Origin of the sequence: Bacillus sp. N13C7, from assembly GCF_026790065.1 — a bacterium.
Classification (GTDB): domain Bacteria; phylum Bacillota; class Bacilli; order Bacillales; family Bacillaceae; genus Bacillus.
The window spans coordinates 1-26,171 of record NZ_JALAMO010000016.1 but is presented as its reverse complement, the minus strand read 5'-3'; the positions used below and the strand labels follow the sequence as shown (position 1 = coordinate 26,171).

Here is a 26,171-nt window from a genome sequence, read left to right as displayed (position 1 = left end):
AAAGTGATTTCTGGACTTTTTTTATTCTTGCTCTGTTTTATTACGTATCCGCTCAATCACCTCATGCAGCCCCTCAGGCTTATAAAACTCCACCGGCGAACTGCCCTTCTCAAACGAAATCGTCTCGGCTTCAATCAGCGCGACATAGCGCCCGTTCACTTTTGCGAGATGAATTGAATCGCCAAAATCCGCTAGCAATCCCTTAATCTCGGTGTCTCCGACTTTCATTTTCAGCTCGGCCTCGGGCGTGTGCTCAATGATTTGGGCGGAGGCTTCGATCACTTGATGGGTGTCGAGGCGCTCTTGGATTTCCCGTTTTTCGCTCGCTTCCCAAATCTCAATGTCCTGCTCGAACTGCTTGAGCTCCTCGCTGTTGTCTTCGAATGTCTCGTAGACGTGCTCCTGCACCATGTTCATAACCTGGGTTTTCATGATTTCCGGCATCGATTCTCCGTATTCGACGAATTTCAGAAAGTCCTCAAAATAGCGGGCGTGCGAGGCCTGGTGGATTTTCAGCTCGCCTTCCTCGATCATTCCTTCCTCCGGCATGTACGGGTATTGGATGCTTTTCATGTTTTTTGTCGTGATCGCCATTTCGACTTTTTTAATGAGAGAAGACGCGTCAGAGATGCGGGCGACCTTCGGCTCAAAATCACATTTCATAATGAAGACAAATGACTCGTCAAAGTATTTTCTCGGTACGGCTGAAGCAACGAGGAACACGCCGCCGCGAACCGCGCTCGTGTCGAGGTACGTGCGGACGAACTGCTCGCTCAGCTCGTTGAAGTCTTCTTTTGTTTCCGCCAGACGCGCACGGTTGAACATGTTGTAGTTTGGGTTGGAATCGAGCTCATGGCCGGGCTCGACGATAAAATGGCCGATTTTCGTCGGGACCTGCTCGGACTGCGGATGGCGGTCTGCTTTCCGTTTGACGATTTTTTTCAGCTCCCCGTCGAGAAAGTCCTTCAGCTCGCTTTCTTCAAATTCACCCGTATCAAGGGTCTGGAAGTGCTTGAACTGTTTGTTCGCCTGCTCATCTTTGCCTTCCACCTGTATGACATAAAAGGATAAAAACCGAATTTCAAAATCCATATATGAACTCACCTTATTAACGTATTGTACAGCTTCTCAAGTATAGAAAAAACAGCGATCATGCGTCAATTGGGAGAACAGAATAATCATGGCCATGAAAGGGAAATGTAGTCAGATAGAAGGCATTTCATACGGAAAGGAATGGTTCGATGAAGAAAGCAAGCCCGATTCCTCAGCCGAAGACGTTTGGGCCGCTCGGAAATCTGCCTTTAATTGATAAGGACAAACCAACACTGTCGCTGATCAAACTGGCGGAAGAGCAGGGCCCGATTTTTCAAATCCATACACCCGCGGGCACGACGATTGTGGTGTCCGGCCATGAATTGGTGAAAGAGGTTTGTGATGAAGAGCGGTTCGACAAAAGCATTGAAGGCGCCTTGGAAAAGGTTCGCGCGTTTTCCGGTGACGGATTGTTTACAAGCTGGACGCACGAGCCTAACTGGAGAAAAGCGCACAACATTCTGATGCCGACGTTCAGCCAGCGGGCCATGAAGGACTACCATGAGAAAATGGTTGATATCGCCGTTCAGCTCATTCAAAAATGGGCCAGGCTCAACCCAAATGAAGCAGTCGATGTCCCAGCAGATATGACCCGGCTGACGCTCGACACCATTGGACTGTGCGGATTTAACTATCGTTTTAACAGCTACTACAGAGAAACGCCCCACCCGTTTATCAACAGCATGGTGCGGGCGCTTGATGAAGCGATGCACCAGATGCAGCGGCTCGATGTTCAAGATAAACTCATGGTCAGAACAAAACGGCAATTTCATCATGATATTCAAACGATGTTTTCGCTAGTTGACAGCATTATAGCGGAGCGCAGGTCGAATGGAGACCAGGATGAAAAAGATTTGCTCGCCCGCATGCTGAATGTGGAAGATCCGGAAACGGGCGACAAGCTTGACGATGAAAATATTCGTTTTCAAATCATTACGTTTTTGATAGCCGGACATGAAACAACGAGCGGCCTGCTATCCTTTGCGATCTACTTTTTATTGAACCATCCTGACAAACTGAAAAAGGCATATGAAGAGGTTGACCGGGTACTGACGGATGCAGCGCCGACCTATAAACAAGTGCTCGAGCTGAAATACATACGGATGATTTTAAATGAATCACTGCGCTTATGGCCGACGGCTCCGGCTTTCAGCCTTTATCCAAAGGAAGACACAGTCATTGGCGGAAAGTACCCGATTACGACGAAAGACAGAATTTCTGTGCTGATTCCGCAGCTTCACCGTGATCGGGACGCTTGGGGAGAGGATGCCGAGGAATTTCGGCCGGAACGGTTTGAACACCAGGACCAAGTGCCTCATCATGCGTACAAACCTTTTGGGAATGGACAGCGGGCCTGTATCGGCATGCAGTTTGCCCTTCATGAAGCCACACTTGTGCTGGGCATGATCTTAAAATATTTCACGCTGATTGATCATGAAAATTATGAGCTTGATATTAAACAAACCTTGACACTCAAGCCGGGCGATTTTCACATTAGGGTTCAAACCAGGCATCAGGAAGCCATTCATGCGGATGTCCCGGCAGCTGAAAAGGCCGCGCCTGATAAGCAAAAAGAGAAAACAGAAACAAAGGGCGCATCTGTCATTGGCCTCAACAACCGGCCGCTTCTCGTCCTGTATGGCTCTGATACTGGCACCGCAGAAGGCGTCGCCCAGGAACTTGCTGATACAGCCAGTCTTCACGGCGTAAGGACGGAGACGGCACCTCTGAATGACCAAATTGGAAAGCTGCCGAAAGAGGGAGCGGTTGTCATTGTGACCTCTTCCTATAACGGAAAACCGCCAAGCAATGCGGGACAGTTTGTGCAGTGGATTCAAGAAATCAAACCGGGGGAGCTTGAGGGCGTCCATTATGCGGTATTTGGCTGCGGCGACCACAACTGGGCGAGCACGTATCAGTACGTACCAAGATTCATTGATGAACAGCTTGCGAAGAAAGGCGCGACTCGGTTTTCTGCGCGCGGAGAAGGTGATGTCAGCGGTGATTTTGAAGGGCAGCTTGACGAGTGGAAAGAAAGCATGTGGGCGGACGCCATCAAAGCATTCGGACTAGAGCTTAATGAAAACGCCGATAAGGAACGAAGCACCCTGAGCCTTCAGTTTGTGAGAGGGCTTGGAGAGTCCCCGCTGGCCCGATCGTACGAAGCGGCTCATGCATCCATTGCCGAAAATCGTGAACTCCAGTCCGCAGACAGCGATCGCAGCACTCGCCATATCGAAATTGCATTGCCGCCGGATGTTGAATATCGGGAGGGCGATCACCTTGGCATATTGCCGAGGAACAGCCAAACCAATGTCAGCCGGATTCTTAACAGATTCGGTCTGAAGGGTACCGACCAAGTGACATTGTCAGCAAGCGGGCGCAGTGCGGGGCATCTGCCTTTGGAGCGGCCTGTCAGCCTGCAAGATCTTCTCAGCTACAGTGTCGAGGTGCAGGAAGCGGCTACAAGGGCACAAATACGGGAGCTGGCGGCATATACAGTTTGCCCGCCGCATAAACGGGAATTAGAAGAGCTTGCGGCAGAGGGTGTCTATCAGGAACAAATATTGAAAAAACGGATTTCCATGCTTGATCTGCTTGAAAAGTATGAAGCGTGCGACATGCCGTTTGAACGATTTTTAGAGCTTTTACGGCCGTTAAAACCGAGATATTATTCAATTTCAAGCTCTCCAAGGGTGAATCCGGAGCGCGCATCCATTACAGTCGGTGTTGTGCGCGGTCCTGCTTGGAGCGGCCTTGGCGAATACAGGGGCGTGGCTTCTAACGACTTGGCTGAACGCAAGGCGGGTGATGATGTTGTGATGTTTGTCCGCACACCGGAATCCCGGTTTCAGCTTCCGGAAGACCCTCAAACTCCAATTATTATGGTTGGTCCGGGCACAGGAGTAGCGCCATTCCGCGGTTTTCTCCAAGCCCGTACAGCTTTAAAGCGGGAGGGGAAAACGCTCGGTGAAGCCCATCTCTATTTTGGGTGCAGAAACGATCAGGATTTTATTTACCGAGAAGAGCTTGAGCAGTTTGAAAAAGACGGAATCGTCACTGTCCACACAGCCTTTTCCCGAAAAGAAGGCATGCCGAAAACGTATGTCCAGCACCTCATGGCTGGCCATGCAGAAACATTAATCTCAATTCTTGACCGCGGAGGCAGGCTCTATGTATGCGGTGACGGCAGCAAAATGGCCCCAGATGTGGAGGTCGCGCTGCAAAAAGCGCATGCGTCTGTTCATGGCACCAGCGAACAAGAAGCGGAAAACTGGCTGAAACATCTGCAGGATACCGGTATATATGCAAAAGATGTTTGGTCGGGGCTGTAAAGACTGGAGACATCCAGTCTTTTTTTGTCCTTTAAAAAAATGGTGATGTAGCTAAATGTAAGTGCATACAATAACCACAGTCCGCGGAAGGGCGGGCTGTCTGAAAAACCTATTTTTCGTTTTTGCTAGTTTATGTTATTCTTATACTCGGTATCTATTTCTTTTTTCCACGGCAGACATGACAAAAGAAACCCTTTTTTATTTTCTGAGAAAAAAAGTGAAACGAAATGAAGGCTTCTTTCGTCCAGTGTTTGGTTTGAAATAGGTGTAACAAAAAAATGGTATGGTGCAAAACATAACTATTCCGGGGGTTACCGCGGTGTATTTATTGTTGTGTGATGCCTTGATTTTGTTTGGAAAGAAGGAATAGGAAGACAGGATAAAGAGCAGGTAAATATGAATAAAGAACTTAAAGTGTTTAAGAAAGTAGAGGTTGCCATGAAGAAACTTTTTTCTTACAAACTTAGCTTTTTTGTGCTGGCTGTTATACTGTTTTGGGCAAAAACGTATTTATCCTACAAGACTGAATTTAATCTTGGGGTAAAAGGCACAACTCAGGAGATCCTCCTGATATTTAACCCGTTCTCAAGCGCCGTCTTCTTTTTAGGACTGGCTTTGCTGGCGAAAGGGCGTAAATCAGCCATTATCATGCTGATTATCGATTTTGTGATGACATTTGTGTTATATGCTAATATTTTATTCTATCGTTTCTTTGATGATTTCTTGACGTTCCCGAACATTAAACAGTCCGGCAATGTCGGAAACATGGGAGACGGGATTTTCAGTATCATGGCCGGTCATGATATTTTCTATTTCTTAGATATCATTATTTTGATTGCGGTATTGATCTGGAGACCTGAATTAAAAGAATACAAAATGAAAAAACGTTTTGCGTCACTGGTGATCCTTTCCGGGGTCGCACTGTTTTTCATCAACCTGCACTATGCGGAAAAAGACCGTCCGCAGCTGCTGACAAGAACGTTTGACCGCAATTATATCGTGAAATATTTAGGTCTTTACAATTACACTATTTATGACGGCGTGCAGACGGCTCAAACGGAAACACAAAGAGCCTATGCGAGCAGCGATGATTTAACAAGCGTTGAGAACTACACAACGTCTCATTATGCAAAACCGAATGCCGAATACTTCGGTGCTGCCAAAGGGAAAAACATCATTAAGATTCACCTCGAAAGCTTCCAGTCATTCTTGATTGATTACAAGCTGAATGGTGAAGAGGTGACGCCTTTCCTAAATAAACTCGCACACGGCGGAGAAGATGTGACGTATTTTGATAACTTCTTCCATCAGACAGGCCAAGGAAAAACATCTGATGCCGAGCTGACAATGGATAACTCCATCTTCGGCCTTCCTGAAGGCTCCGCGTTTGTGACGAAAGGCGAAAACACCTATCAGTCGCTTCCGGCGATTTTGAATCAGAAGGAAGGCTACACAAGCGCCGTCCTGCATGGTGACTACAAATCGTTCTGGAACCGTGACCAGATTTACAAACATATCGGTTATGACAAGTTCTTTGACGCAAGCACTTATGATATGTCAGATGAAAACGTCATTAATATGGGACTCAAGGATAAACCGTTCTTTACAGAATCGATTCCAAAACTTGAATCTCTCAAACAGCCGTTTTATGCGCATTTGATTACATTAACAAACCATTATCCGTTTAATCTGGATGAAAAGGACGCGTCCATTAAGAAAGCAACAACTGGCGATAACACAGTTGACAGCTACTTCCAGACTGCCCGTTACCTTGACGAGTCGCTTGAGCAATTCTTCAAGGAGCTGAAGGAAGCCGGTCTGTATGACAACTCAGTCATCATGATTTACGGTGACCATAACGGTATTTCTGAAAACCATAACCGCGCGATGAAAGAGATTCTTGGAAAAGAAATCACAGATTATCAAAACGCGCAGAACCAGCGTGTGCCGCTGATGATCCGTATTCCTGGCAAAAAAGGCGGAGTGAACCATACGTATGGCGGGGAAATTGACGTCATGCCGACACTTCTGCACTTACAGGGAATTGATTCTCAGAAATACATTAACTTCGGTACTGATTTATTCTCTAAAGACCACGATGATACAGTGGCGTTCAGAAACGGAGACTTCGTGACGCCGAAGTACACATCTGTCGACAATGTCATTTACGATACGAAGACTGGTAAAAAACTGAAAGCGAATGAAGAAACGAAGAATCTAAAAACAAGAGTGAATCAGCAGCTGAGCCTGTCAGACAGTGTCCTGTACAAAGACTTGCTGAGATTCCACAAACTCAGCGACTTTACAGCTGTTGACCCATCTGAATATCATTACGGCAAGGAAAAAGAAATCAAATAAGACGAGAAAGAGCCTTGAGCGGGCATAGTGCCTTCGCTCAAGGCTCTTTTTTTTGGTTACATAACCAACTTGAAAAAATAGATTCCATTTGGTCACCAAGGCCGCCTTTCTCTCATATCATTACAGTAGATTTTGAAACCGGTATTGATATCGGACAAATTATCGGGGAAACGCCTTGATAGATTGTAAAGATGTACCAGGTTTCGAACTCAATATTCATAGAGATGAGGGGTAGAGATGAAAGCGGTCATTCTCTGCGGCGGAAAAGGAACGAGAATGAGTGAAGTCACGAATGACATTCCTAAACCGCTCGCCATGATAGGCGGCAAACCGATTCTATGGCATATTATGAAAATCTATCAGTACTACGGAGTAAACGAGTTTATTCTGCTTTTGGGCTATAAAGGCGAAAAAATCAAGGAATACTTTCTTGACTATGAATGGAAGCACAACAGCCTGACACTCGACAGCTCTACAGGAGAGGTGCAGATGCTGGGGCAGCCTGAAACGTGGAAAATTACGTTTTTGGAGACAGGGGAAGACACGCTGACAGCCGGGAGAATCCTGCAGGCGAAAGACTATATCGGCGATGAAACGTTTCTGCTCACCTATGGGGACGGGCTGGCCAATATCAATCTATTTCATCTCATCAGCTATCATCAGACAAAAGGTGCTGCCGCGACTGTCACCGGCATTGACAAAACCACGCAGTTCGGCACCTTGACGGTTGTAGACGGCATGGCGAAAACATTTTCGGAGAAGACATCGAGTGACGGAATCATCAACGGCGGATTCTTCGTTCTTGACCCCAAGGTTTTCGATTATTTGCCGAAAGACGGGAACATGATGTTCGAAGATGAACCGCTGAAGAACCTTGCCAAAGACGGAGAACTTGCCGTGTACCGCCATTACGGATTTTGGACGGCCATCGATACGTATAAAAATCTCTTAGAAGTCAACAAAATGTGGGATCAAGGACAACAAGTATGGAAGGTATGGTGAACTGATTTGAGTTTCTGGAAAAATAAAAACGTATTTGTCACGGGGTGTACAGGTCTTTTAGGAAGCTACTTGGTGAAAGAGCTGATTGAGCAGGGCGCAAATGTTACGGGGCTTGTCAGAGATCATGTGCCGCAATCCAACCTTTATCAGGGAGACCATATCAAGAAAATGAACATCGTGCGTGGCTCTCTTGAAGACTTGCCTGTGATTGAACGAGCGCTTGGCGAGTATGAAATTGATACAGTCTTTCACCTCGCTGCACAAGCGATTGTCGGCGTGGCAAACCGCAATCCGATTTCTACCTTTGAAGCGAATATCCTTGGCACGTGGAATATTCTCGAAGCCTGCCGGAAGCATCCATTAATTAAGCGGGTGATTGTCGCATCAAGTGATAAAGCTTATGGCGATCAAGAAAACCTTCCGTACGATGAGAATATGCCGTTGCAAGGCAAGCATCCGTATGATGTCTCAAAAAGCTGTGCAGATTTGATTAGCCACACCTATTTCCACACGTACGGGCTTCCGGTCTGCATTACGCGCTGCGGGAACCTGTACGGCGGCGGGGATTTGAACTTCAACCGCATCATTCCGCAGACGATTCAGCTTGTGCTGAACGGCGAAGCGCCGGAAATCCGCAGTGACGGCACCTTTGTCCGTGACTACTTCTATATTGAGGATGCTGTTCAGGCTTATTTGCTTCTGGCAGAAAAAATGGAAGAAAACAACCTTGCCGGAGAGGCCTTTAACTTCAGCAATGAAATCCAGCTGACTGTCCTTGAGCTGGTAGAAAAAATATTGAAGAAAATGAACAGCAGCCTAAAGCCAAAGGTGCTGAACCAGGGAAGCAATGAAATCAAACATCAGTATTTATCCGCGGAAAAAGCAAGAAAGCTGCTGAATTGGGCACCCGCTTACACCATTGATGAAGGACTTGAAAAAACGATTGAGTGGTATACGGAATTCTTCAAAAAGTAATGTGAAACGAGGTGAACATGACTGTGACCAGCGCATATTGCACCGTTTTATCAAAAGGGAGATTATATCAGGCAGTCGCCCTATTTAAGTCATTAGAGCAGGTGGATCAAGATAGTCCCATTTTTATCCTGTGCATGGATGAAGATACGCACCGCGTCTTACAGAAGCTGAAGATGAAGCAGCTGAACCTTGTGCCGGTGTCTGCGCTTGAAAATGAAATGCTTCAGAAGCTGAAGGGATCAAGAGATCAAAGCGAGTACTGCTGGACGATGAAGCCGATTTTTCTGCAAGCTGTGCTGAACAGCAATCCCGAGCTGGAGCGTGTGACGTATATTGACGGAGATTTATTTTTCTACGCCGATCCATCGCCGATTTTTGAAAACCAGCCAGATTGCTCGGTGCTGCTTTCACGGGGGGATATCGTAATCCCATCCTTTGAGAAAGAGCAGATTGACATGCTCCAGCGGCTTTTGGGCAGGTATAACTCCGGTTTTATCAGCTTTAAGCATGATGAAGCCGGCACGGATTGCTTGGAGTGGTGGAAGGAACGCTGTCTTGAGGAGTGCAAAAATGCACCTGGTGAAGGGAAATTCGGTGATCAGGGCTATTTGGATTATATGTCTGAGCTGTTTCCGAATGTGTGTGACATTACGACACCCGGTGTGAACATCGGCCACTGGAACTACGGGCAGCATACGTTTTCCTGGAATGATGGCCGAATCGTGCTTGAGGATGGCAGCCCGCTGATTTTTTACCATTTCAGCGGATACCGAATCGTCAGCATGAATGAAATCAAACAGATTCATGAAACAACCCGCACAGACCTGCCGTTTGTCCATGAGCTGTATCAAGAGACACTCCCGCATATCATTCAGCACATCAAAACGTTAGACCCTGAATTTAACGGTTTTGCTTCAAAAGATGATAACAAATAAATGATTTAATACAGGAAGTGAATATGAAGTGAAAGCAAGCGTTATTATTCCTGCATATAATTCAAAGGAGCGTCTTTATAACAGCCTTCTGTCTTTAAACCAGCAGGAGTGCGATGAAGAATTTGAAGTCATTGTAGCGGACAATGGCTCTGAGGACGGGACGCTCTCGATGCTTGAGTCGTTTCAAGCGGATTTTCCGCTGATCTTTACACGTATTAAAGAAAACAGAGGCATTGCGTACGGGCGAAATCAGGCGCTTCGCAATGCCAGAGGAGATATCCTGATTTTCCATGACAGCGATATGCTTGCGGCAAAGGACCTTGTGGCAAAGCATATCAAAGCCCATGAGAACGTAGAGAATCTCGTCGTGTGCGGTTTGTTTTGGAAACGGATCTATAGCTTTTATTATGAACGCTTTGAAGATGAACATAAAGAACAGCTCGCAAAGCTTGTAGACGAAATGCCGAAGAAAGACAAACAAAAGCTGCTGATGGAAGAGGAGATCAAAAACGGGAGCTTCCTGGACAAAAGCTTTGACCTCGATACCGAGTTTATTGACGTGCTCAAGCGGATTCTAGATGAGTACGGCGATGACCTGAAAGGCTATCATATGCCATGGCGCTTTTTTATCACGAATAATTCCTCTGTTAGACGCAACCATGTGGTTGATCTCGGTTTATTTGATGAAGGTATTGTGCGGTACGGGTTTGAGGATTATGACCTCGGGATCAGGCTTCATCAGGCCGGACTGACCTTCAGGCTGCATCGCGATATTGTCAGTGTTCATCAGGAGCACCCGAGCAATTGTAAGTCTGTAGACGATATTCGGGCAAACATTGCCTATATGTGCGATAAATACAATAACATCCGCTCCTTAGGTGTTCATCTCGCTTTTAACGGGCCGTTTCCTCCTGACATGACGAACAGAATCATGGCTGATATTCATAAGCTGCTGGAATCTCAAAAATATGACATGCTGCTGAATCTGTTTCTTGAGCTGCTTCATGTTGTCAAAGAGCGCAACATTGACCCGGATTGGCAAAAGAAAGCCCCAAGGATGACGGCGAACAGCTTTGATTTACAAACCGTTCGCAAGCTTCTCCCAAAAGCGAAGAAAAAGCTAGGCGTGAATGATTTTGCCAACGCATTGTATGCGCTTGTCAACGATTTGCTGCACGTGGATCTTAGATAATTGGATGTGGTATGGTGAGTACATTTCATTTTTCAACGATAGTGTCAAGGACGCATATCTTTAAGCTTATGCCCATGATTCATTCTCTCCATGAGCATTGTGATAATTTTCATTTGTATGTGTTATGTGTCGATCAGAAGGCATATGAATTGCTTCAGCACGTCCCATGGGAGCATGTAACCTTTGTGCAGCTGCATGAAATGGAAGATCCGGAGCTGCTGAAAGCGAAAAGCAACAGAACGTTTCATGAATATTGCTGGACATTGAAGCCTGCTTTTTTATTCCATGTCATGAGCAAATGGAATGAGGCTGACTACTTTGCCCATATGGATACCGATCTGTTTTTCTTTGCTGATCCGGCATGTATTTTTGCGGAGAACCCAACAGCTTCTCTGTATTTGACCGATCACCGCAACTCACTGCGTTTCATGTCCTACTATGAACGGACCGGCCGCTATAACACAGGATTTGTCGGTGCCGGAAATACGAAGGAAGCCTATGAAGCGGTGTGGCAGTGGAGACAAGACTGCATTGCATTTTGCACGGTAGAAATGGATACAGAACGCAAGACGTACGGCGATCAACGATATGTGGAGAAATGGCCGGCGCAGTATAAGAGTGTGCATGTTGTCAAATCAATCGGAGCCAATACAGCGCTTTGGAATATCGAGAACTATAAGGTCGCGCAAAAGGACGGCCGCGTGTATGTAGATGAAACGCCCCTGATTTTCTACCATTTCTCCGGGTTTACACTGGTAACGGAAAATGAGTTTAATCTTTGCTGGTATTACCGGATTGAAGATGAAGCGACAATTGAAATGATTTATATACCGTATGTGTTGAATCTGAAAAGATGGATTGACGAAATACAGTCTGCATTCCCGGACTTTGCGGACGGCTTTATCCCGAAGCACGCAGTGCCTGACACTCATTTTATCCAGCTGGATTAAATAAGACCCCTGCCGCATGGCGAGGGGTTTTTCAGCTATGCCATTCTCTCAGCTTCTGATCGCTCGGCAATAGGAAGGCAAGGATGCCGAGAACAGGGAGAAAGGCAATGGCAATCATTGTCGGAGTCAGTCCCGCGGCGTCAATCAGAGCGCCCAGCGCAACAGCGCCAATCGCGCCCATTCCGAAGGCGAGCCCGACAGTCAAACCGGACATTGTGCCGATTTTTCCAGGAACTAGCTCTTGTGCGTAGACAACTGTTACGGAAAAGCTTGACATCAGAATCAAGCCAATCAAGGCAAGCACGCCATAGGCGAGAACAGGGCCGGCAAATGGCAGCAAAATCGCCAGCGGCGCAGAGCACAGCAGCGAACCGAGGATTACGAAGCGTTTTCCAAAACGGTCTGCGAGCGGGCCGCCGAGAAACGTGCCGACAGCGCCGAACAGCAAAAAGACAAAAATATAGCTTTGTGCCTGCTGAATGCTTACGTGATATGTATCCATCGCGTAAAACGTGTAAAAGTTGCCGATCGCACTCGTATACCAGGAACGCGCAAAAATGAGAAATATAATAATGATAAGAGCAGATACTACAGATTTGGTGATGGCTGTGTTTTCAGCCGTTTTCTTTTGTTTGCCGGACTGCTGGGCAAGGCTTCCGAGACGTACAGCATACCATTTCGCAATATACAGCAGAAACATAACAGCGAGCGCGGCGACAAGCGTGAACCAAACGGCACCGAATTGTCCGAGCGGCACAAGGATCAGCGCGGTGATCAGAGGCGCCATCGCCTGGCCTGAGTTTCCGCCTACCTGATAGATCGACTGGGCGAGCCCGCGTTTTGTGCCGGCGGCCATATACGCCACACGGGAGCCTTCCGGATGGAAAATGGCCGAGCCTAATCCGATGAAAAACACACAGCATAAAATCGTTACAAATGACGGGGCAAATGCCAGGCCCAAAATACCGAGCATGCTGGCGGTCAGACCGATTGGCAGCGCGTACGGCCGCGGCCGTTTATCGGTATACCAGCCGACGACAGGCTGCATGACGGATGATACCATGTTTAATGTAAAAGCGATGATGCCGAGCTGTGTAAATGTCAGGCTCATGGAGCGTTCCAAAATAGGGAACATGGCCGGAATTACGGCTTGCAGCGAATCGTTGAGCATGTGGCAGATTCCGATGATAATCAAAATCGGATACACCGTGGTGCCGGGTTTTTGAACTGTTTTTTCTTTTAGCGGGGCGGCAATAGCCAAATGAGTCTCCTCCTTACATCTATAACCAAAGCATATCACCATATTATTCATAAGGTGAAGAATTTATCAAGAGGAAAAAAGACTCTTCTAAAAGCGTCGTCAGCTTGATTAGCAGCTGACGGGATTTTCGATCTTTAAAATGGGGTACAGTTCTTCAAGCTTGCGAATCTCATAGGTTGGCAGGATCTCTGGCTCGTTTGGCTTATTGCCAGGGTTAATCCAGCAAGTATCAAGCCCGGCGAGCTGTCCGCCTTTGATATCAGCTGTCAGTGAATCTCCGATGATTAATGTGTACTCCGCGGAAAATTGGGGAATCCGTTCAAATACGTAATTAAAATACTCCTTCATCGGCTTTTGGAAGCCTGTGTCTTCAGAAACGAAAATATTCTTGAAGAACGGAAATAATCCTGCATCACGGAGGCGCTTGTATTGTGTCTTTGACACGCCGTTTGTCACGATATACAAATCAAACTGATGCTGCAGATTTGAGATGAGATCAAAGGCGCCGTCAATAAGATGATGCCCTTCTTCGAGAAAGCTGCGATACTTTTGCTCAAGCAAAGTGCCGTCCGCTTCATAACCGCACTCCTTGAACAAAGCGGAAAAACGGGTATTCACGACTTCATCCCGAGTCATCTTACCTTCTTCAAAGGCTCTCCAGAGACCTTGATTAATCGTTTTATACTGCGCCTTCATGTCATTTGTTAAAGGAATGTTCTGATCCTCAAACAGCAAACGCAGCGCTAAAGCTTCTGCCGCTTGAAAATCGAGGATGGTATCATCTACATCAAATAATAAAGTGCGGTATTGTTTCATCTGTGTATCTCCCTTTTCATGAAGTACTCAAAGTATAGCACATAAAAAAAGGAAAAAGCCGGCAGGTGAGGCACCGCCGGCTAAAAGAGATTATTTGTTTAATAAGCTGTGTTTTCTTGAATACAGAAAATAAACCAGCGTTCCGACAGCGATCCAAATCACAAATGAAAGCCATGTGACGCCGGGAAGGCTGTACATGAACCATAGGCAGATGCCCGCGCTGATAATCGGCACTACCGGAACAAACGGCACTCTGAAGGACGCTTTGATGTCTGGATGTTTCTTTCTTAACACAATGACTGCAATCGAAATGACGGTAAACGCGGCAAGCGTTCCCATGTTCACCAGATGAGCCAGCGTTCCGAGATTAATAAAGCCGGCGATCCCCGCTGCAACGATACCTGTCAGCCATGTGTTGCGGAACGGGGTTTTAAAGGACGGATGAACCTTTGCGAACAACCCGGGCAGAAGACCGTCTCTGCTCATGGCAAATGTCAAACGGACCTGAGCGTACAGCAAAGCAAGCATAACCGTTGTAATCCCAATAATGGCGCCGACAGAAATGATTCCGGCAACCGCGTCCTGGCCGACGAATTTCAGTGCAAAGGACACCGGATCTCCGACATTCAATTTTGTATAAGGCATCATGCCTGTCAGCACAAGGGATACCGTGATGTACAGAACCGTGCAGACGGCAAGGGCTGAAATAATGCCGACGGGCATGTTTTTTTTCGGATTTTTCACTTCCTCTGAAGCGTTAGAAACCGCGTCAAACCCAAGATACGCGAAGAACACAGTTGCCGCGCTCAGAATGACGCCTTTCATCCCGAATGGCATAAAAGGAGACCAGTTGTCCGGTTTGACATAGCCGATGCCGACAATAATGAACAATAAAATGATCCCGATTTTCATCAGTACGATGACGTTGTTAAAGCGAGTGCTTTCCTTGACGCCTCTGCTGACAATCGCAGTGATGATGAGAATGATCACTGCAGCCGGAAGGTTAAATACGGCGCCCGGGGTGCTCCCCGGCGCTCCTGTCAATGCGGCCGGAATATGAAGGTTGAAGCCGGCAAGCAGTGATTGAAAGTATGACGACCAGCCGGTAGCAACCGCCGACAGTGCAATGACATATTCAAGCATGAGATCCCATCCGATCAAAAAGGCGAGCAGTTCTCCGAGTGTTACGTAGGAGTATGAATACACGCTTCCCGATATCGGAATCGAAGACGAAAACTCAGCATAGCAGAAGGCAGCAAGCGCACAGGCGAGCCCCGCTAAAATAAACGATATGATGAGAGCGGGACCTGCACCGGTCGCTGCCACTGTTCCTGTAATGACAAAAATCCCTGTGCCGATGACACAACCGATGCCAAGCAAGGTTAAATCAAATGCGCTTAACGTACGGGCAAGGCTTTTTGACTTGCTCTGCGCACTCAATGTTTCAAGCGGTTTTTTTCTAAATAATGAACTCATCAAAAGTTCCTCCTGGAAAATTCAAAATATTCTAATCATTATATACAGTTCTTGTTGTATTATATTGTCGAAATTTGGCGCAGTCAATCATATATTTTTCTGCTTTAAAAGATAGAAACAAAAAAGCGTTGGCGTATCATAGTATAGTAATTTTTACTAATCATATATTCAATTTTATGCAGGGTGAACCGATAGAAAAAATAGAATCGCCCATATTTCGACTTGCGGTTAAAAAGGAGATGCTGACCATGTTTCAATATGAAGAATTGAATAAACAGTTTATCGGCGGAAAATGGCAGGAGGGCAGCAGCCCAAATGTACTGGAAAACAAAAATCCTTATACTCAAAAAACATTCACAACCTTTCAAAAAGCGACTGCTGACGATGTAGATGAAGCGTACAGGGCAGCGGCGCTGGCGAAGAAAAAATGGGATGCGGTCAATCCGTTCGAGAAAAGAACCATTTTAGAAAAAGCCGTCACGTATATCGAAGAGAACGAAGAAGCCATCATTTATTTGATTATGGAAGAGCTTGGCGGAACAAGGCTCAAAGCAGCTTTTGAAATCGGTCTTGTCAAAAACATCATAAAAGAAGCGGCAACGTTCCCTGTCCGCATGGAAGGCAAAATTCTTCCGTCAACAATAGACGGAAAGGAAAACAGATTATATCGCGTGCCTGCAGGTGTAGTCGGTGTCATCAGTCCATTTAACTTCCCATTCTTTTTATCTATGAAATCAGTGGCGCCCGCGCTTGGAGCCGGGAATGGCGTCGTATTAAAGCCGCATGAGGAAACGCCGATTTGCGGCGGTACGCTGATTGCGAAAATTTTTGAGAACGCGGGAATTCCAGAGGGGCTGCTGAATGTTGTTGTCACAGACATTGCAGAAATCGGAGACAGCTTTGTTGAACACCCAGTGCCGCGGATCATTTCATTTACAGGTTCTACGAAAGTCGGCAGTTACATCGGCCAGCTTGCGATGAAGCATTTTAAAAAGCCGCTTCTTGAACTCGGCGGCAACAGCGCCTTCATCGTACTTGAGGATGCAGATATAGAATATGCGGTCAATGCGGCGGTGTTCAGCCGATTTACACACCAGGGACAGATTTGCATGTCAGCCAACCGCGTACTGGTTCACTCATCAATTTATGATAAGTTCCTTGAACTGTATCAGGCAAAAGTGGAATCGCTGAAGGTCGGCGACCCGATGGATCCTGATACGATTATCGGGCCTTTAATCAACAGCAGACAGACGGACGGACTGATGAAATCTGTCGAGAAAGCGATTGAAGAAGGCGCTGTTCCAGTGAAGCTTGGGGGATTTAACGGGACGATCGTAGAACCGACGATCTTAAAAGACGTTAAACCGTTCATGAGCATTGCCAAGGAAGAGCTGTTCGGACCTGTCGTTTCCTTTATGAAGTTTGATTCAGAAGATGAAGCGGTAGATATCGCAAACGAAACCCCGTTTGGTTTGAGCGGTGCCGTACATACGTCAAATCTTGAGCGCGGCGTTGCTTTTGCGAAACGCATTGAAACAGGCATGATTCACGTCAATGACACGACCATTAATGATGAACCGAATGTTGCCTTCGGCGGTGAAAAGCAATCAGGCCTCGGCCGTTTGAATGGCGAGTGGAGCCTCGAAGAATTTACAACGCTGAAATGGATCTCAGTTCAGCAAGAAAAACGAAGCTTTCCTTACTAATAAAAAAGGAGTGAATGGAATTGAGCATTAAAACGGAAAAAGAAACCGCAGATCTTCTGGATGCATTTATCAAAGTAGCCCCTTATTTAAACAGCCTGGTCCAAGATGATATTACAATCGGCATTTACGATACGGAAAAACTGCTCGTGAATATACCGGCCAAAACCTTCTCGCTGAACGTAAAAGCCGGCGATCCGCTGCAGGAAGGGGATATTATCACAGATGCCATCCGCAGCAACCAGAAGAAGACGAGCATGGTGCCGAAAGAATTGTTCGGTTTCCCATTGATTGCCCGTGCCATCCCGCTTCACGACGAGAATGGAAGAGTCATTGGGGGCGTCGGCCTCGGAACGAGCCTTGAGGAGTCGTCTAAGCTTCATGATGTGGCAGAAAGCTTATCGGCTGTTGTTGAACAAACGGCTGCTGCCATTTCCGACATTTCTGAATCTATCAACGGGTTTTCAACCCAAATGTCGGGCATTTCCTCTCAGGCGAAAAAGGTAAGCGAAAGTGCCGGTGAAATCGCCGATATTTCAGTAACCGTGAAAGGCATCTCTGACCAAAGCAACCTGCTCGGCTTGAACGCTGCGATCGAAGCGGCGAGAGCTGGAGAGTCCGGAAAAGGCTTCTCTGTCGTGGCAGATGAGATCAGAAAGCTAGCAACACACTCGAAAGAAAATGTCGGCCAAATTGATCAAATCACGAAAAAAATCCACAGCCTGCTGAAAGGGCTGGAGGAATCAATAGAGTCAATCAACCAGCATACGGATGGACAAGCCGCTGCCGTTGAACAAATTTCCGCTACGATGCAGGAGATTTCAGGAAGCGCGCAGCATCTTGCAAAAATGGCAGAAAAAGCGCTTGAGGAAGAGTAAGAGACCGGGGACAACTGTCCCCGGTCTTTTTCTTATCCCGCATTTCCATGAAATTTGCCTGACGTTTTACTAGTTTTATTCCAGCAGCTGATTTAAAATGTACACATGAACTTACGTGAGGATTGATAGGAACCATGAGCATATTAAAAGCAGAACATCTTTATAAAACATACGGAGATAAAACATTATTTGACCACATCTCCTTTCATATTGAAGAGAATGAGAGAATCGGATTAATCGGGCCGAACGGAACAGGAAAATCAACGCTGCTGAAAGTGATCGCCGGCTTGGAATCTATCGAAGAGGGAGAAATCATGAAATCGGGCAGCGTGCGCGTCGAATTTCTTCATCAAGACCCGGAGCTGCCTGCGGGACAAACTGTGCTTGAGCACATCTATTCCGGTGAATCGGCTGTGATGAAAACCATGCGTGAATATGAAAAAGCGCTGTATGAACTTGGGAAAGATCCTGAAAATGAACAGCGCCAGAAGCACCTGCTTGCGGCACAGGCGAAAATGGACGCAAACAACGCGTGGGATGCGAACACCCTGGCAAAAACCGTATTGTCTAAGCTAGGCGTCAACGACGTTACAAAGCCGGTCAACGAGCTCTCAGGCGGCCAGAAAAAACGGGTGGCCATTGCCAAAAACTTAATTCAGCCCGCTGACCTGCTGATCTTAGACGAGCCGACGAACCATTTGGATAATGAAACAATTGAGTGGCTTGAAGGATATTTAAGCCAATATCCCGGCGCCGTCATGCTGGTGACGCATGACAGGTATTTCTTAAACCGTGTCACGAACCGCATTTATGAGCTCGAACGAGGCAGCCTCTACACATACAAAGGCAACTATGAAGTGTTTTTAGAAAAACGCGCGGAACGGGAAGCGCAGGCTGAGCAAAAGGAAACGAAGCGGCAAAACCTGCTGCGCCGTGAACTGGCTTGGCTCAGACGGGGAGCAAAAGCACGCTCCACAAAGCAAAAGGCGAGAATTGACCGAGTGGAGGCGCTTAAGGAGCAGAAAGGCCCTCAGTCATCGGGCTCACTCGACTTTGCGATTGGCTCCCACCGTCTAGGCAAACAGGTCATTGTAGCGGAAAACATCATGATCGCTTATGACGGCCGCATGCTTGTCGACCGCTTTAATGAATTGGTCATACCGGGTGAACGGATCGGGATTATCGGACCGAACGGCATCGGAAAAACAACCCTGTTAAACACCCTTGCCGGCCGTCATACGCCTGACGGCGGCCATATTACGATCGGACAGACTGTGAGAATCGGCTACTATACCCAGGATCATAGTGAAATGAATGGCGAGTTAAAGGTTATTGACTATATAAAAGAAACGGCGGAGGTCGTAAAAACGGCGGATGGCGATATCATTACAGCTGAACAAATGCTGGAGCGTTTCCTCTTCCCGCGTTCGATGCAACAGACGTATATCCGCAAGCTGTCCGGCGGGGAAAAACGCCGTTTATACTTGCTTCAGGTTCTCATGCAGGAGCCGAATGTCCTGTTTCTTGATGAGCCGACGAACGATTTGGATACTGAAACATTAAGCGTCCTCGAGGATTATATCGACCAGTTCCCTGGCGTCGTCATCACCGTATCCCATGACCGCTACTTCCTTGACCGTGTCGTCGACCGTTTAATTGTGTTTGAAGGAAATGGCGTCATTTCCCGCTTCCAAGGCTCCTACAGCGACTATATGGAGGAGTCAAAAGCGAAAAAAGCGGCCCAAAAACCGGCAGCTGATGAAAAACCGGCTGAAGCTGAGCCGAAGAAAAAACGGAAAAAGCTTTCTTACAAAGATCAGCTCGAATGGGACGGCATTGAGGATAAAATTGCCCAGCTGGAAGAAAAGCATGAGCAGCTCGAAGCTGACATCGCTGCAGCAGGCAGCGATTTCGGAAAAATCCAAGAGCTGATGGCCGAGCAGGCGAAAACGGCGGAAGAGCTTGAGGCTGCTATGGACCGCTGGACAGAATTGTCTCTTATGATAGAAGAGCTGGAAAGCTAAAAAACGTGGCCCGCAGAAGGCCGCGTTTTTTTCACATAATGGACAAAAACGAAGCGCCCTGCTTATGATAGGATGAAATTGTGTGTCAGCGGCACATGGAAAACTAACGGAGATGATGAAGTATGACATGGACGATCGTGATGTTAATTCTCATGAGTCTGGTAAAAATCGTATTAACCTGTCTTCCAACAGGCGTCATGGAATGGCTGCTCGGAAAATTCGAGGTACACGCCAAGCTGAGTGACGAACATGCTGTTCTCTCTATAGATGGAAAACGTCTCGAGGGTGAAGAGAAGCAGAAAGTGATTGAACAATTTAACGAAGCTGTTTTTCTGGAAAAATATTATATTTATCCAGGTGACGAAGAGCGTTATTTACATCCGAAAAACGGCGGTACGCCGCTGGTGATAGATACGAAAAAAGGCAAAAAAGATGTAAAGCTGTTTGTATACCGCTACGGCGACCATATCGACGTCGTGAAACAGTACAAGAAGAAAGTCATTGCGTATCAATTGCTTTCTGATAGCCTTCAAAAGCAGACTCTGTCAGTGACAGGAAGTTTAGCTTAAACAAGAAAGTGCAAGACGGGTGCTTTATGACGCTCGTCTTGCACTTTCTTGTTTTTCAAAACTTTACGTTTACGTTAAGGTTCAAAAGGTGTATAATGGGAACAGAAACGGCGAAGGGGGATTTACCTTGGAATGGATGAAGATTGATCAAGTAGCCAAACGAAGCGGGCTGACAAAGCGGACCATCCGTTTTTATGAAGAAATCGGCTTGATTCCGGCGCCGAAACGGACAGACGGCGGCGTAAGGCTTTATTCAGAGGATGATATGGAGGAGCTTGAGAAAGTCATCAGCACAAAAGAGGTGCTCGGTTTTTCCCTTCAGGAGCTTCAGCATTTCATGGAAACCAGCCGCCAGCTAGAGTTAAACAAAGAGGGGTATTTGTTGTCACTGGATCCTAAGGAACGGAAAGAAAAACTGGAGGAAATTCAGGAAACCCTGAATCACCAGCTGAATTTGATTGATGAGAAAATCCGCACATTCCAAAGCTTTAAAGAACGCCTGCAAGGCATGAAAAATAAAGCGGAACGTGCCATTCAATCAATCGAATGAAACGTTTGTTAAACGCTATTTTTTGTAGCGTTTCTTTTAATGGAATAAAGATGGAGGTCAGGTCAAATGGATAAGACGAAACAAGTGAATCAGAAAACAGGCTTGCTCAGCCAGCCGAAAGCGGTATGGGCTGTGGCATTTGCCTGTGTGATTTCCTTTATGGGAATCGGGCTGGTCGATCCAATTCTTCCGGCCATTGCCGCACAATTACATGCTTCACCTAGTGAAGTATCACTCTTGTTTACAAGTTATTTGCTCGTTACCGGATTTATGATGTTTTTCTCAGGAGCCATTTCCAGCCGCATCGGCGCGAAATGGACGTTAATTCTAGGACTCATTTTTATTATTGTGTTTGCGGGGCTTGGCGGCAGCTCAAGCTCAATCGCTCAGTTAGTCGGGTATCGCGGCGGCTGGGGATTAGGTAATGCTTTGTTTATTTCAACAGCGCTTGCAGTTATCGTCGGCGTATCAGTCGGAGGAAGTGCCCAAGCGATTATTTTGTATGAGGCTGCGCTCGGTCTCGGGATTTCTGTCGGGCCGCTAGCAGGAGGAGAGCTTGGAAGCATTTCATGGCGAGCACCGTTTTTCGGAGTATCTGTCCTGATGTTTATTGCGTTAATCGCGATTTCTTTCATGCTTCCGAAGTTGCAGAAACCGGCGAAACGCGTCGGAGTGTTTGATGCGATGAAGGCACTCAAATATAAAGGCCTTCTGACAATGGCGGTATCGGCGTTCTTATACAACTTTGGATTTTTTATTTTGCTCGCTTATTCTCCGTTCGTTCTGGATTTAGATGAGCACGGTCTCGGATATGTCTTCTTCGGCTGGGGCCTTCTGCTGGCCATTACATCAGTCTTTACGGCGCCGCTCGTGCACAAAGCGTTAGGCACAGTGCGTTCCTTGGTTGTTCTCTTTATCGCCTTTGCGGTCATTCTGATCATCATGGGCATCTGGACAGAGCATCAGACGTTGATTATTACATGTATCGTTGTCGCCGGTGCTGTCCTCGGTATGGTCAACACGATCATGACAACAGCTGTGATGGGTTCTGCGCCGGTTGAACGTTCAATCGCGTCTTCAGCCTACAGCTCAGTCCGCTTCATCGGCGGCGCGCTCGCTCCGTGGATTGCGGGAATGCTGTCAGAACACTTTACCGCAAGCACACCATATACAGTAGGCGGTATCGTCGTTTTTGTCGGCATGCTTGTCCTTCTCATGGGACGTAAACACCATGCCGGAATTAAGGCGGGACATTAATGGCGAAAGACACTGCACAGATGCAGTGTCTTTTTTTAATCGTGGAATCTCCCCATTACTACCGTATTGTAGTAATTTCCGTCAGAAAGCAATTTCTCCTTTTTTAAGATTCCTTCTGCTTCAAATCCGTATGTTTTATATAGTGAAAGGACGTTGGTATCCGGCCAAGAGAGACTGCTGTAAAAGATGTTTCTTGATGCCATAGCCCCAAAATTCTTTTAACACGCATATCCATCAATTTTCCAATGTTAAAGCAGACAGCTTATATGCATCCTCTGCACGAGCTGATCAAATAATGTAATGAAGTTCATCTACATTGAATTCTTTTTTTGCCGTTGATCATGTTAGTACCCTTTACGGTCAGTATGTATTATTCGTTATAATGGCATCATAATCGAATTGGTGCAGGAAAGGAAAGTCTTTATGACACAATTTTACTATTTAACAGCTAAAACCCCTTTAGAACCCGGTTTTTTCGGTCAGCAAGAACGACGTTCACGGAAAGGGCATCCGCTTCGGTCTGGCATTGATGCGCCGGGTATTTATCTAGAAGAGGCCGATAATGTATCCGTTCATTTACGATTGCCATATCAAGTGATGGTTCATGCTGTAGAGGGGACGTTTGCCATGGATACGACAAAGCCAGACGAATATGATCTGAAGTGTTTGGAAACGCTCTATCAATACATACACAGCGTCATGAAAAACAGCTTTTCGGTTGAATGGTTCACCGCTTGGGCTGATGAGGAGGACTTTGAACTGTCTGCCAAAAGAGAGCTGACACTTGATGAATTCACATCGCCATCGCAGCTCATTTTAAAAGACAGAGAGCTTTTGAGAATCGTTCAGAAAAAATGGCAGTAAAAAACCCGCCCTTCAGCAGGCGGGTTTTCTTCAATTTAAAGCACTTTCGTCGTCCAAGACTCGCAGTTCCATGTTTCTGTCGCGATATCCATATAAAAGTCGGGCTCGTGGGAAATGAGCAGAATGGAGCCTTTGTATTCTTTGAGGGCGCGCTTGAGCTCTTCCTTGGCATCGACATCCAAGTGGTTTGTCGGCTCATCGAGCACCAGCAGATTTGTTTCTGAATTGATCAGCTTGCATAATCTGACTTTCGCTTTCTCTCCTCCGCTTAATACGGAGACGCGGCTTTCGATATGCTTTGTTGTCAGCCCGCATTTTGCCAGTGCGGCACGGATTTCATACTGCGTATAAGAAGGGAATTCGCTCCATACCTCTTCGATGCACGTATTGTTGTTTGTTTCCTTAACCTCTTGCTCAAAATAGCCGGTAAAGAGATGCTCGCCGCGTTCAACAGAGCCCTCAAGCGGCTGGATTTCGCCAAGCAGGCTCTTCAGCAACGTCGTTTTTCCGATTCCGTTTGCGCCGTAAAGGGCGATTTTTTGGCCGCGCTCCATGCGGAGGTTGAGCGGACGGGACAGCGGGGAATCGTAACCGATCACGAGATCCTTCGTTTCAAAAATCAGCTTGCCTGACGTTCTCGCCGGCTTAAAGTGGAATTCCGGCTTTGGCTTTTCTGCCGCCAGCTCGATCATATCCATCTTATCGAGTTTCTTTTGGCGGGACATCGCCATGTTTCTCGTGCTGACACGGGCTTTGTTGCGGGCAACGAAATCCTTCAGCTCTGCGACTTCCTGCTGCTGCTTTTTGTAGGCCGCTTCAAGCTGCTGTTTCTTCACCTCGTAGACTTCCATAAACTGATGGTAGTCGCCAACATAGCGAGTCAGCTCTTGATTTTCTACGTGATAAATCAGGTTGATGACGCTGTTTAAGAACGGAATGTCATGGGAAATCAGGATGAACGCGTTCTCGTATTCCTGCAGATAGCGTTTCAGCCATTCAATATGCTGTTCATCAAGATAGTTGGTCGGCTCATCGAGAAGCAGAATTTCCGGCTTTTCAAGGAGCAGCTTGGCGAGAAGGACCTTTGTGCGCTGTCCGCCGCTCAAATCAGTGACATCACGCTCTAATCCGATATCGCTCAAGCCGAGGCCGCGGGCGATTTCCTCCACCTTGGAATCAATGACATAAAAATCATTGTTTGTCAGCGCGTCTTGAATTACGCCGACTTCTTCAAGCAGCTTTTCGAGCTCGTCGGGATCAGCCTCGCCCATTTTGTTGTAAATCTCGTTCATTTCCTCTTCCATCGCAAATAAATAATGGAACGCGTCTTTCAGGACGTCACGGATGGATTTTCCTTTTTCCAGCACGGTATGCTGATCGAGATAGCCGACACGGACATTTTTTGACCACTCGACTTTTCCCTCATCAGGTTCAAGTTTTCCGGTAATAATATTCATGAAGGTTGATTTTCCTTCACCATTTGCGCCGATCAAGCCGACGTGCTCGCCTTTTAACAGGCGGAAGGAAACGTTATTAAAAATAGCCCGGTCCCCGAAGCCGTGGCTTAAATCCTTTACAGATAAAATACTCATGTTTACACCTCTATCGTTATCAAACACGCACAATCGGCGTGTAATATTCACCCTTTTGATTATAAAGGAGGATTCGGAATGTTGAAAGGTATAGGAAAGAAAAAGAAAATTGCGTTCCGGGCGAGGTTTTGAGATACTATGGAATAGATTTCAGGAATTGAGGAGAACAAAATGACGCAAACTTGGCCATTTTTACATAATGCACAATCATTTATACAAGAGAATTGGAATGCTTCCGGCTTTCAAAAGCCGACCCCTGTTCAGGAGCAGGCAGCCCAGCTGATTATGGACGGAAAGGATGTTATTGCGGAATCGCCGACAGGCACAGGCAAGACGCTGGCGTATGCGCTGCCGGTCTTAGAGCGGATCAAGCCGGACCAGAAGCATCCGCAGGCAGTCATTTTAGCGCCTTCGCGTGAGCTGGTGATGCAGATTTTTCAGGTGATTCAGGATTGGAAAGCGGGCTCAGAGCTGCGCGCGGCTTCCTTAATCGGCGGGGCGAATGTGAAGAAGCAGGTCGAAAAGCTGAAAAAACACCCGCATATCATCGTCGGTACGCCAGGCAGGGTATTTGAGCTGATTAAAGCAAAGAAACTCAAAATGCATGAAGTGAAAACGATCGTGCTTGATGAAACGGATCAGCTTATCCTGCCGGAGCATCGCGAAACGATCAAGCAAATCATTAAAACGACATTGAGAGACCGGCAGCTTCTTTGTTTCTCAGCCACCCTCAAAAAGGAAACAGAGGATGTGCTTCGCGAACTGGCGCAAGAGCCTGAGGTATTGAAGGTACAGCGAAGCAAGGCGGAAGCTGGAAAAGTGAAGCATCAATATCTGATTTGCGACCAGCGCGACAAAGTGAAGCTGCTGCAAAAGCTGTCAAGGCTCGAAGGCATGCAGGCGCTCGTATTTGTGAGAGACATCGGCAACCTGAGTGTATATGCGGAAAAGCTGGCCTATCACCACGTTGATCTCGGCGTTTTGCACAGTGAGGCGAAAAAAATGGAGCGGGCTAAAATCATTGCTGCATTCGAAGACGGAGCGTTTCCGCTTTTATTGGCGACTGACATTGCTGCACGCGGTTTAGACATTGAAAACCTGCCATACGTAATTCATGCAGATATTCCTGACGAAGACGGCTACGTTCACAGATCAGGTCGAACAGGCCGTGCCGGAAAAGAGGGCAATGTGCTGAGCCTCGTTACAAAACTGGAGGAATCAAAGCTGAAAAAAATGGCGAAGAAGCTTGGCGTGGAGCTGAGTGAAGCTGTGTATGCCGGCGGAAAATTGAAGACGAAATAAAAAGGAGGGCGAAAAGCCCCAGCTTGTAGAGAAAACGATG

General features: G+C 46.9%; 19 protein-coding genes and 2 pseudogenes. 15 read left to right on the top strand and 6 right to left on the bottom strand.

Features of this window, described 5'->3' with window-relative positions:
• Positions 1–21 precede the first annotated feature (21 nt).
• Entirely contained in the window at positions 22–1,092 is a 1,071-nt protein-coding gene (locus tag MOB98_RS16345; RefSeq protein ID WP_268361400.1) for a DUF3900 domain-containing protein, read from the bottom strand.
• A gap of 149 nt (positions 1,093–1,241) precedes the next feature.
• Here MOB98_RS16345 and cypD point away from each other — a divergent pair, with 149 nt between their 5' ends.
• The 7 genes from cypD (at position 1,242) to MOB98_RS16310 (ending at position 11,839) form a co-directional block, all read left to right on the top strand.
• Complete coding sequence (gene cypD / locus MOB98_RS16340) at positions 1,242–4,427, top strand: bifunctional P-450/NADPH--P450 reductase (protein ID WP_268361398.1); 3,186 nt, start codon at positions 1,242–1,244, stop codon at positions 4,425–4,427.
• Between the two features lie 438 nt (positions 4,428–4,865).
• Complete coding sequence (ltaS1, locus tag MOB98_RS16335) at positions 4,866–6,785, top strand: lipoteichoic acid synthase LtaS1 (protein ID WP_268367213.1); 1,920 nt, start codon at positions 4,866–4,868, stop codon at positions 6,783–6,785.
• A gap of 237 nt (positions 6,786–7,022) precedes the next feature.
• Complete coding sequence (locus MOB98_RS16330) at positions 7,023–7,787, top strand: glucose-1-phosphate cytidylyltransferase (protein WP_268363016.1); 765 nt, start codon at positions 7,023–7,025, stop codon at positions 7,785–7,787.
• Positions 7,788–7,793: 6 nt separating this feature from the next.
• Entirely contained in the window at positions 7,794–8,762 is a 969-nt protein-coding gene (locus tag MOB98_RS16325) for a GDP-mannose 4,6-dehydratase (RefSeq protein WP_268363017.1), read from the top strand.
• A gap of 23 nt (positions 8,763–8,785) precedes the next feature.
• Positions 8,786–9,697: a putative nucleotide-diphospho-sugar transferase gene (locus MOB98_RS16320; protein WP_268363018.1), complete on the top strand. Its 912-nt coding sequence runs from the start codon at positions 8,786–8,788 to the stop codon at positions 9,695–9,697.
• A 28-nt stretch (positions 9,698–9,725) separates the two neighbouring features.
• Positions 9,726–10,889: a glycosyltransferase family 2 protein gene (locus MOB98_RS16315; protein WP_268367211.1), complete on the top strand. Its 1,164-nt coding sequence runs from the start codon at positions 9,726–9,728 to the stop codon at positions 10,887–10,889.
• A 14-nt stretch (positions 10,890–10,903) separates the two neighbouring features.
• Positions 10,904–11,839: a putative nucleotide-diphospho-sugar transferase gene (locus tag MOB98_RS16310; protein ID WP_268361483.1), complete on the top strand. Its 936-nt coding sequence runs from the start codon at positions 10,904–10,906 to the stop codon at positions 11,837–11,839.
• 31 nt (positions 11,840–11,870) lie between these two features.
• Here the strand turns inward: MOB98_RS16310 and MOB98_RS16305 are convergent, their stop codons facing one another.
• The 3 genes from MOB98_RS16305 to MOB98_RS16295 form a co-directional block, all read right to left on the bottom strand.
• Positions 11,871–13,100, bottom strand: a complete 1,230-nt coding sequence (locus tag MOB98_RS16305) for an MFS transporter (protein WP_268361485.1) — start codon at positions 13,098–13,100, stop codon at positions 11,871–11,873.
• Positions 13,101–13,208: 108 nt separating this feature from the next.
• Positions 13,209–13,916 carry a YjjG family noncanonical pyrimidine nucleotidase gene (locus MOB98_RS16300; protein WP_268361487.1) on the bottom strand — a complete coding sequence of 236 codons (708 nt, stop codon included), beginning with the start codon at positions 13,914–13,916 and terminating at the stop codon, positions 13,209–13,211.
• 90 nt (positions 13,917–14,006) lie between these two features.
• On the bottom strand, positions 14,007–15,392 hold the full coding sequence (locus tag MOB98_RS16295) for an amino acid permease (protein WP_268361490.1): 1,386 nt from the start codon (positions 15,390–15,392) through the stop codon (positions 14,007–14,009).
• Positions 15,393–15,640: 248 nt separating this feature from the next.
• Here MOB98_RS16295 and yfmT point away from each other — a divergent pair, with 248 nt between their 5' ends.
• The 6 genes from yfmT to MOB98_RS16265 all read left to right on the top strand — a co-directional run bounded on the left by yfmT (position 15,641) and on the right by MOB98_RS16265 (position 22,373).
• Complete coding sequence (yfmT, locus tag MOB98_RS16290) at positions 15,641–17,098, top strand: benzaldehyde dehydrogenase (RefSeq protein ID WP_268361492.1); 1,458 nt, start codon at positions 15,641–15,643, stop codon at positions 17,096–17,098.
• A 14-nt stretch (positions 17,099–17,112) separates the two neighbouring features.
• On the top strand, positions 17,113–17,973 hold the full coding sequence (locus MOB98_RS16285; RefSeq protein ID WP_268361493.1) for a methyl-accepting chemotaxis protein: 861 nt from the start codon (positions 17,113–17,115) through the stop codon (positions 17,971–17,973).
• A 134-nt stretch (positions 17,974–18,107) separates the two neighbouring features.
• Positions 18,108–19,997 (top strand): ABC-F family ATP-binding cassette domain-containing protein, encoded by a 1,890-nt coding sequence (locus MOB98_RS16280; RefSeq protein WP_268361494.1) that lies wholly within the window; start codon positions 18,108–18,110, stop codon positions 19,995–19,997.
• A 122-nt stretch (positions 19,998–20,119) separates the two neighbouring features.
• A complete protein-coding gene (locus MOB98_RS16275) occupies positions 20,120–20,566 on the top strand; it encodes a YfmQ family protein (protein WP_268361495.1) in 447 nt (148 codons plus the stop codon).
• Positions 20,567–20,693: 127 nt separating this feature from the next.
• Positions 20,694–21,116 carry a MerR family transcriptional regulator gene (locus tag MOB98_RS16270; RefSeq protein WP_268361496.1) on the top strand — a complete coding sequence of 141 codons (423 nt, stop codon included), beginning with the start codon at positions 20,694–20,696 and terminating at the stop codon, positions 21,114–21,116.
• Between the two features lie 66 nt (positions 21,117–21,182).
• Positions 21,183–22,373 carry an MFS transporter gene (locus MOB98_RS16265; RefSeq protein ID WP_268425365.1) on the top strand — a complete coding sequence of 397 codons (1,191 nt, stop codon included), beginning with the start codon at positions 21,183–21,185 and terminating at the stop codon, positions 22,371–22,373.
• A 35-nt stretch (positions 22,374–22,408) separates the two neighbouring features.
• Here MOB98_RS16265 and MOB98_RS16260 read toward each other — a convergent pair.
• A pseudogene (locus MOB98_RS16260) lies at positions 22,409–22,604 on the bottom strand (GNAT family N-acetyltransferase); the annotation flags it as partial.
• A gap of 396 nt (positions 22,605–23,000) precedes the next feature.
• Between MOB98_RS16260 and MOB98_RS16255 the strand changes: the two are divergent.
• Positions 23,001–23,154, top strand: a pseudogene (locus MOB98_RS16255) (hypothetical protein).
• 118 nt (positions 23,155–23,272) lie between these two features.
• Here MOB98_RS16255 and MOB98_RS16250 read toward each other — a convergent pair.
• A complete protein-coding gene (locus MOB98_RS16250; protein WP_021481222.1) occupies positions 23,273–24,829 on the bottom strand; it encodes an ABC-F family ATP-binding cassette domain-containing protein in 1,557 nt (518 codons plus the stop codon).
• Positions 24,830–25,000: 171 nt separating this feature from the next.
• Here MOB98_RS16250 and MOB98_RS16245 point away from each other — a divergent pair, with 171 nt between their 5' ends.
• On the top strand, positions 25,001–26,131 hold the full coding sequence (locus tag MOB98_RS16245) for a DEAD/DEAH box helicase (protein ID WP_268361500.1): 1,131 nt from the start codon (positions 25,001–25,003) through the stop codon (positions 26,129–26,131).
• Positions 26,132–26,171 lie beyond the last annotated feature (40 nt).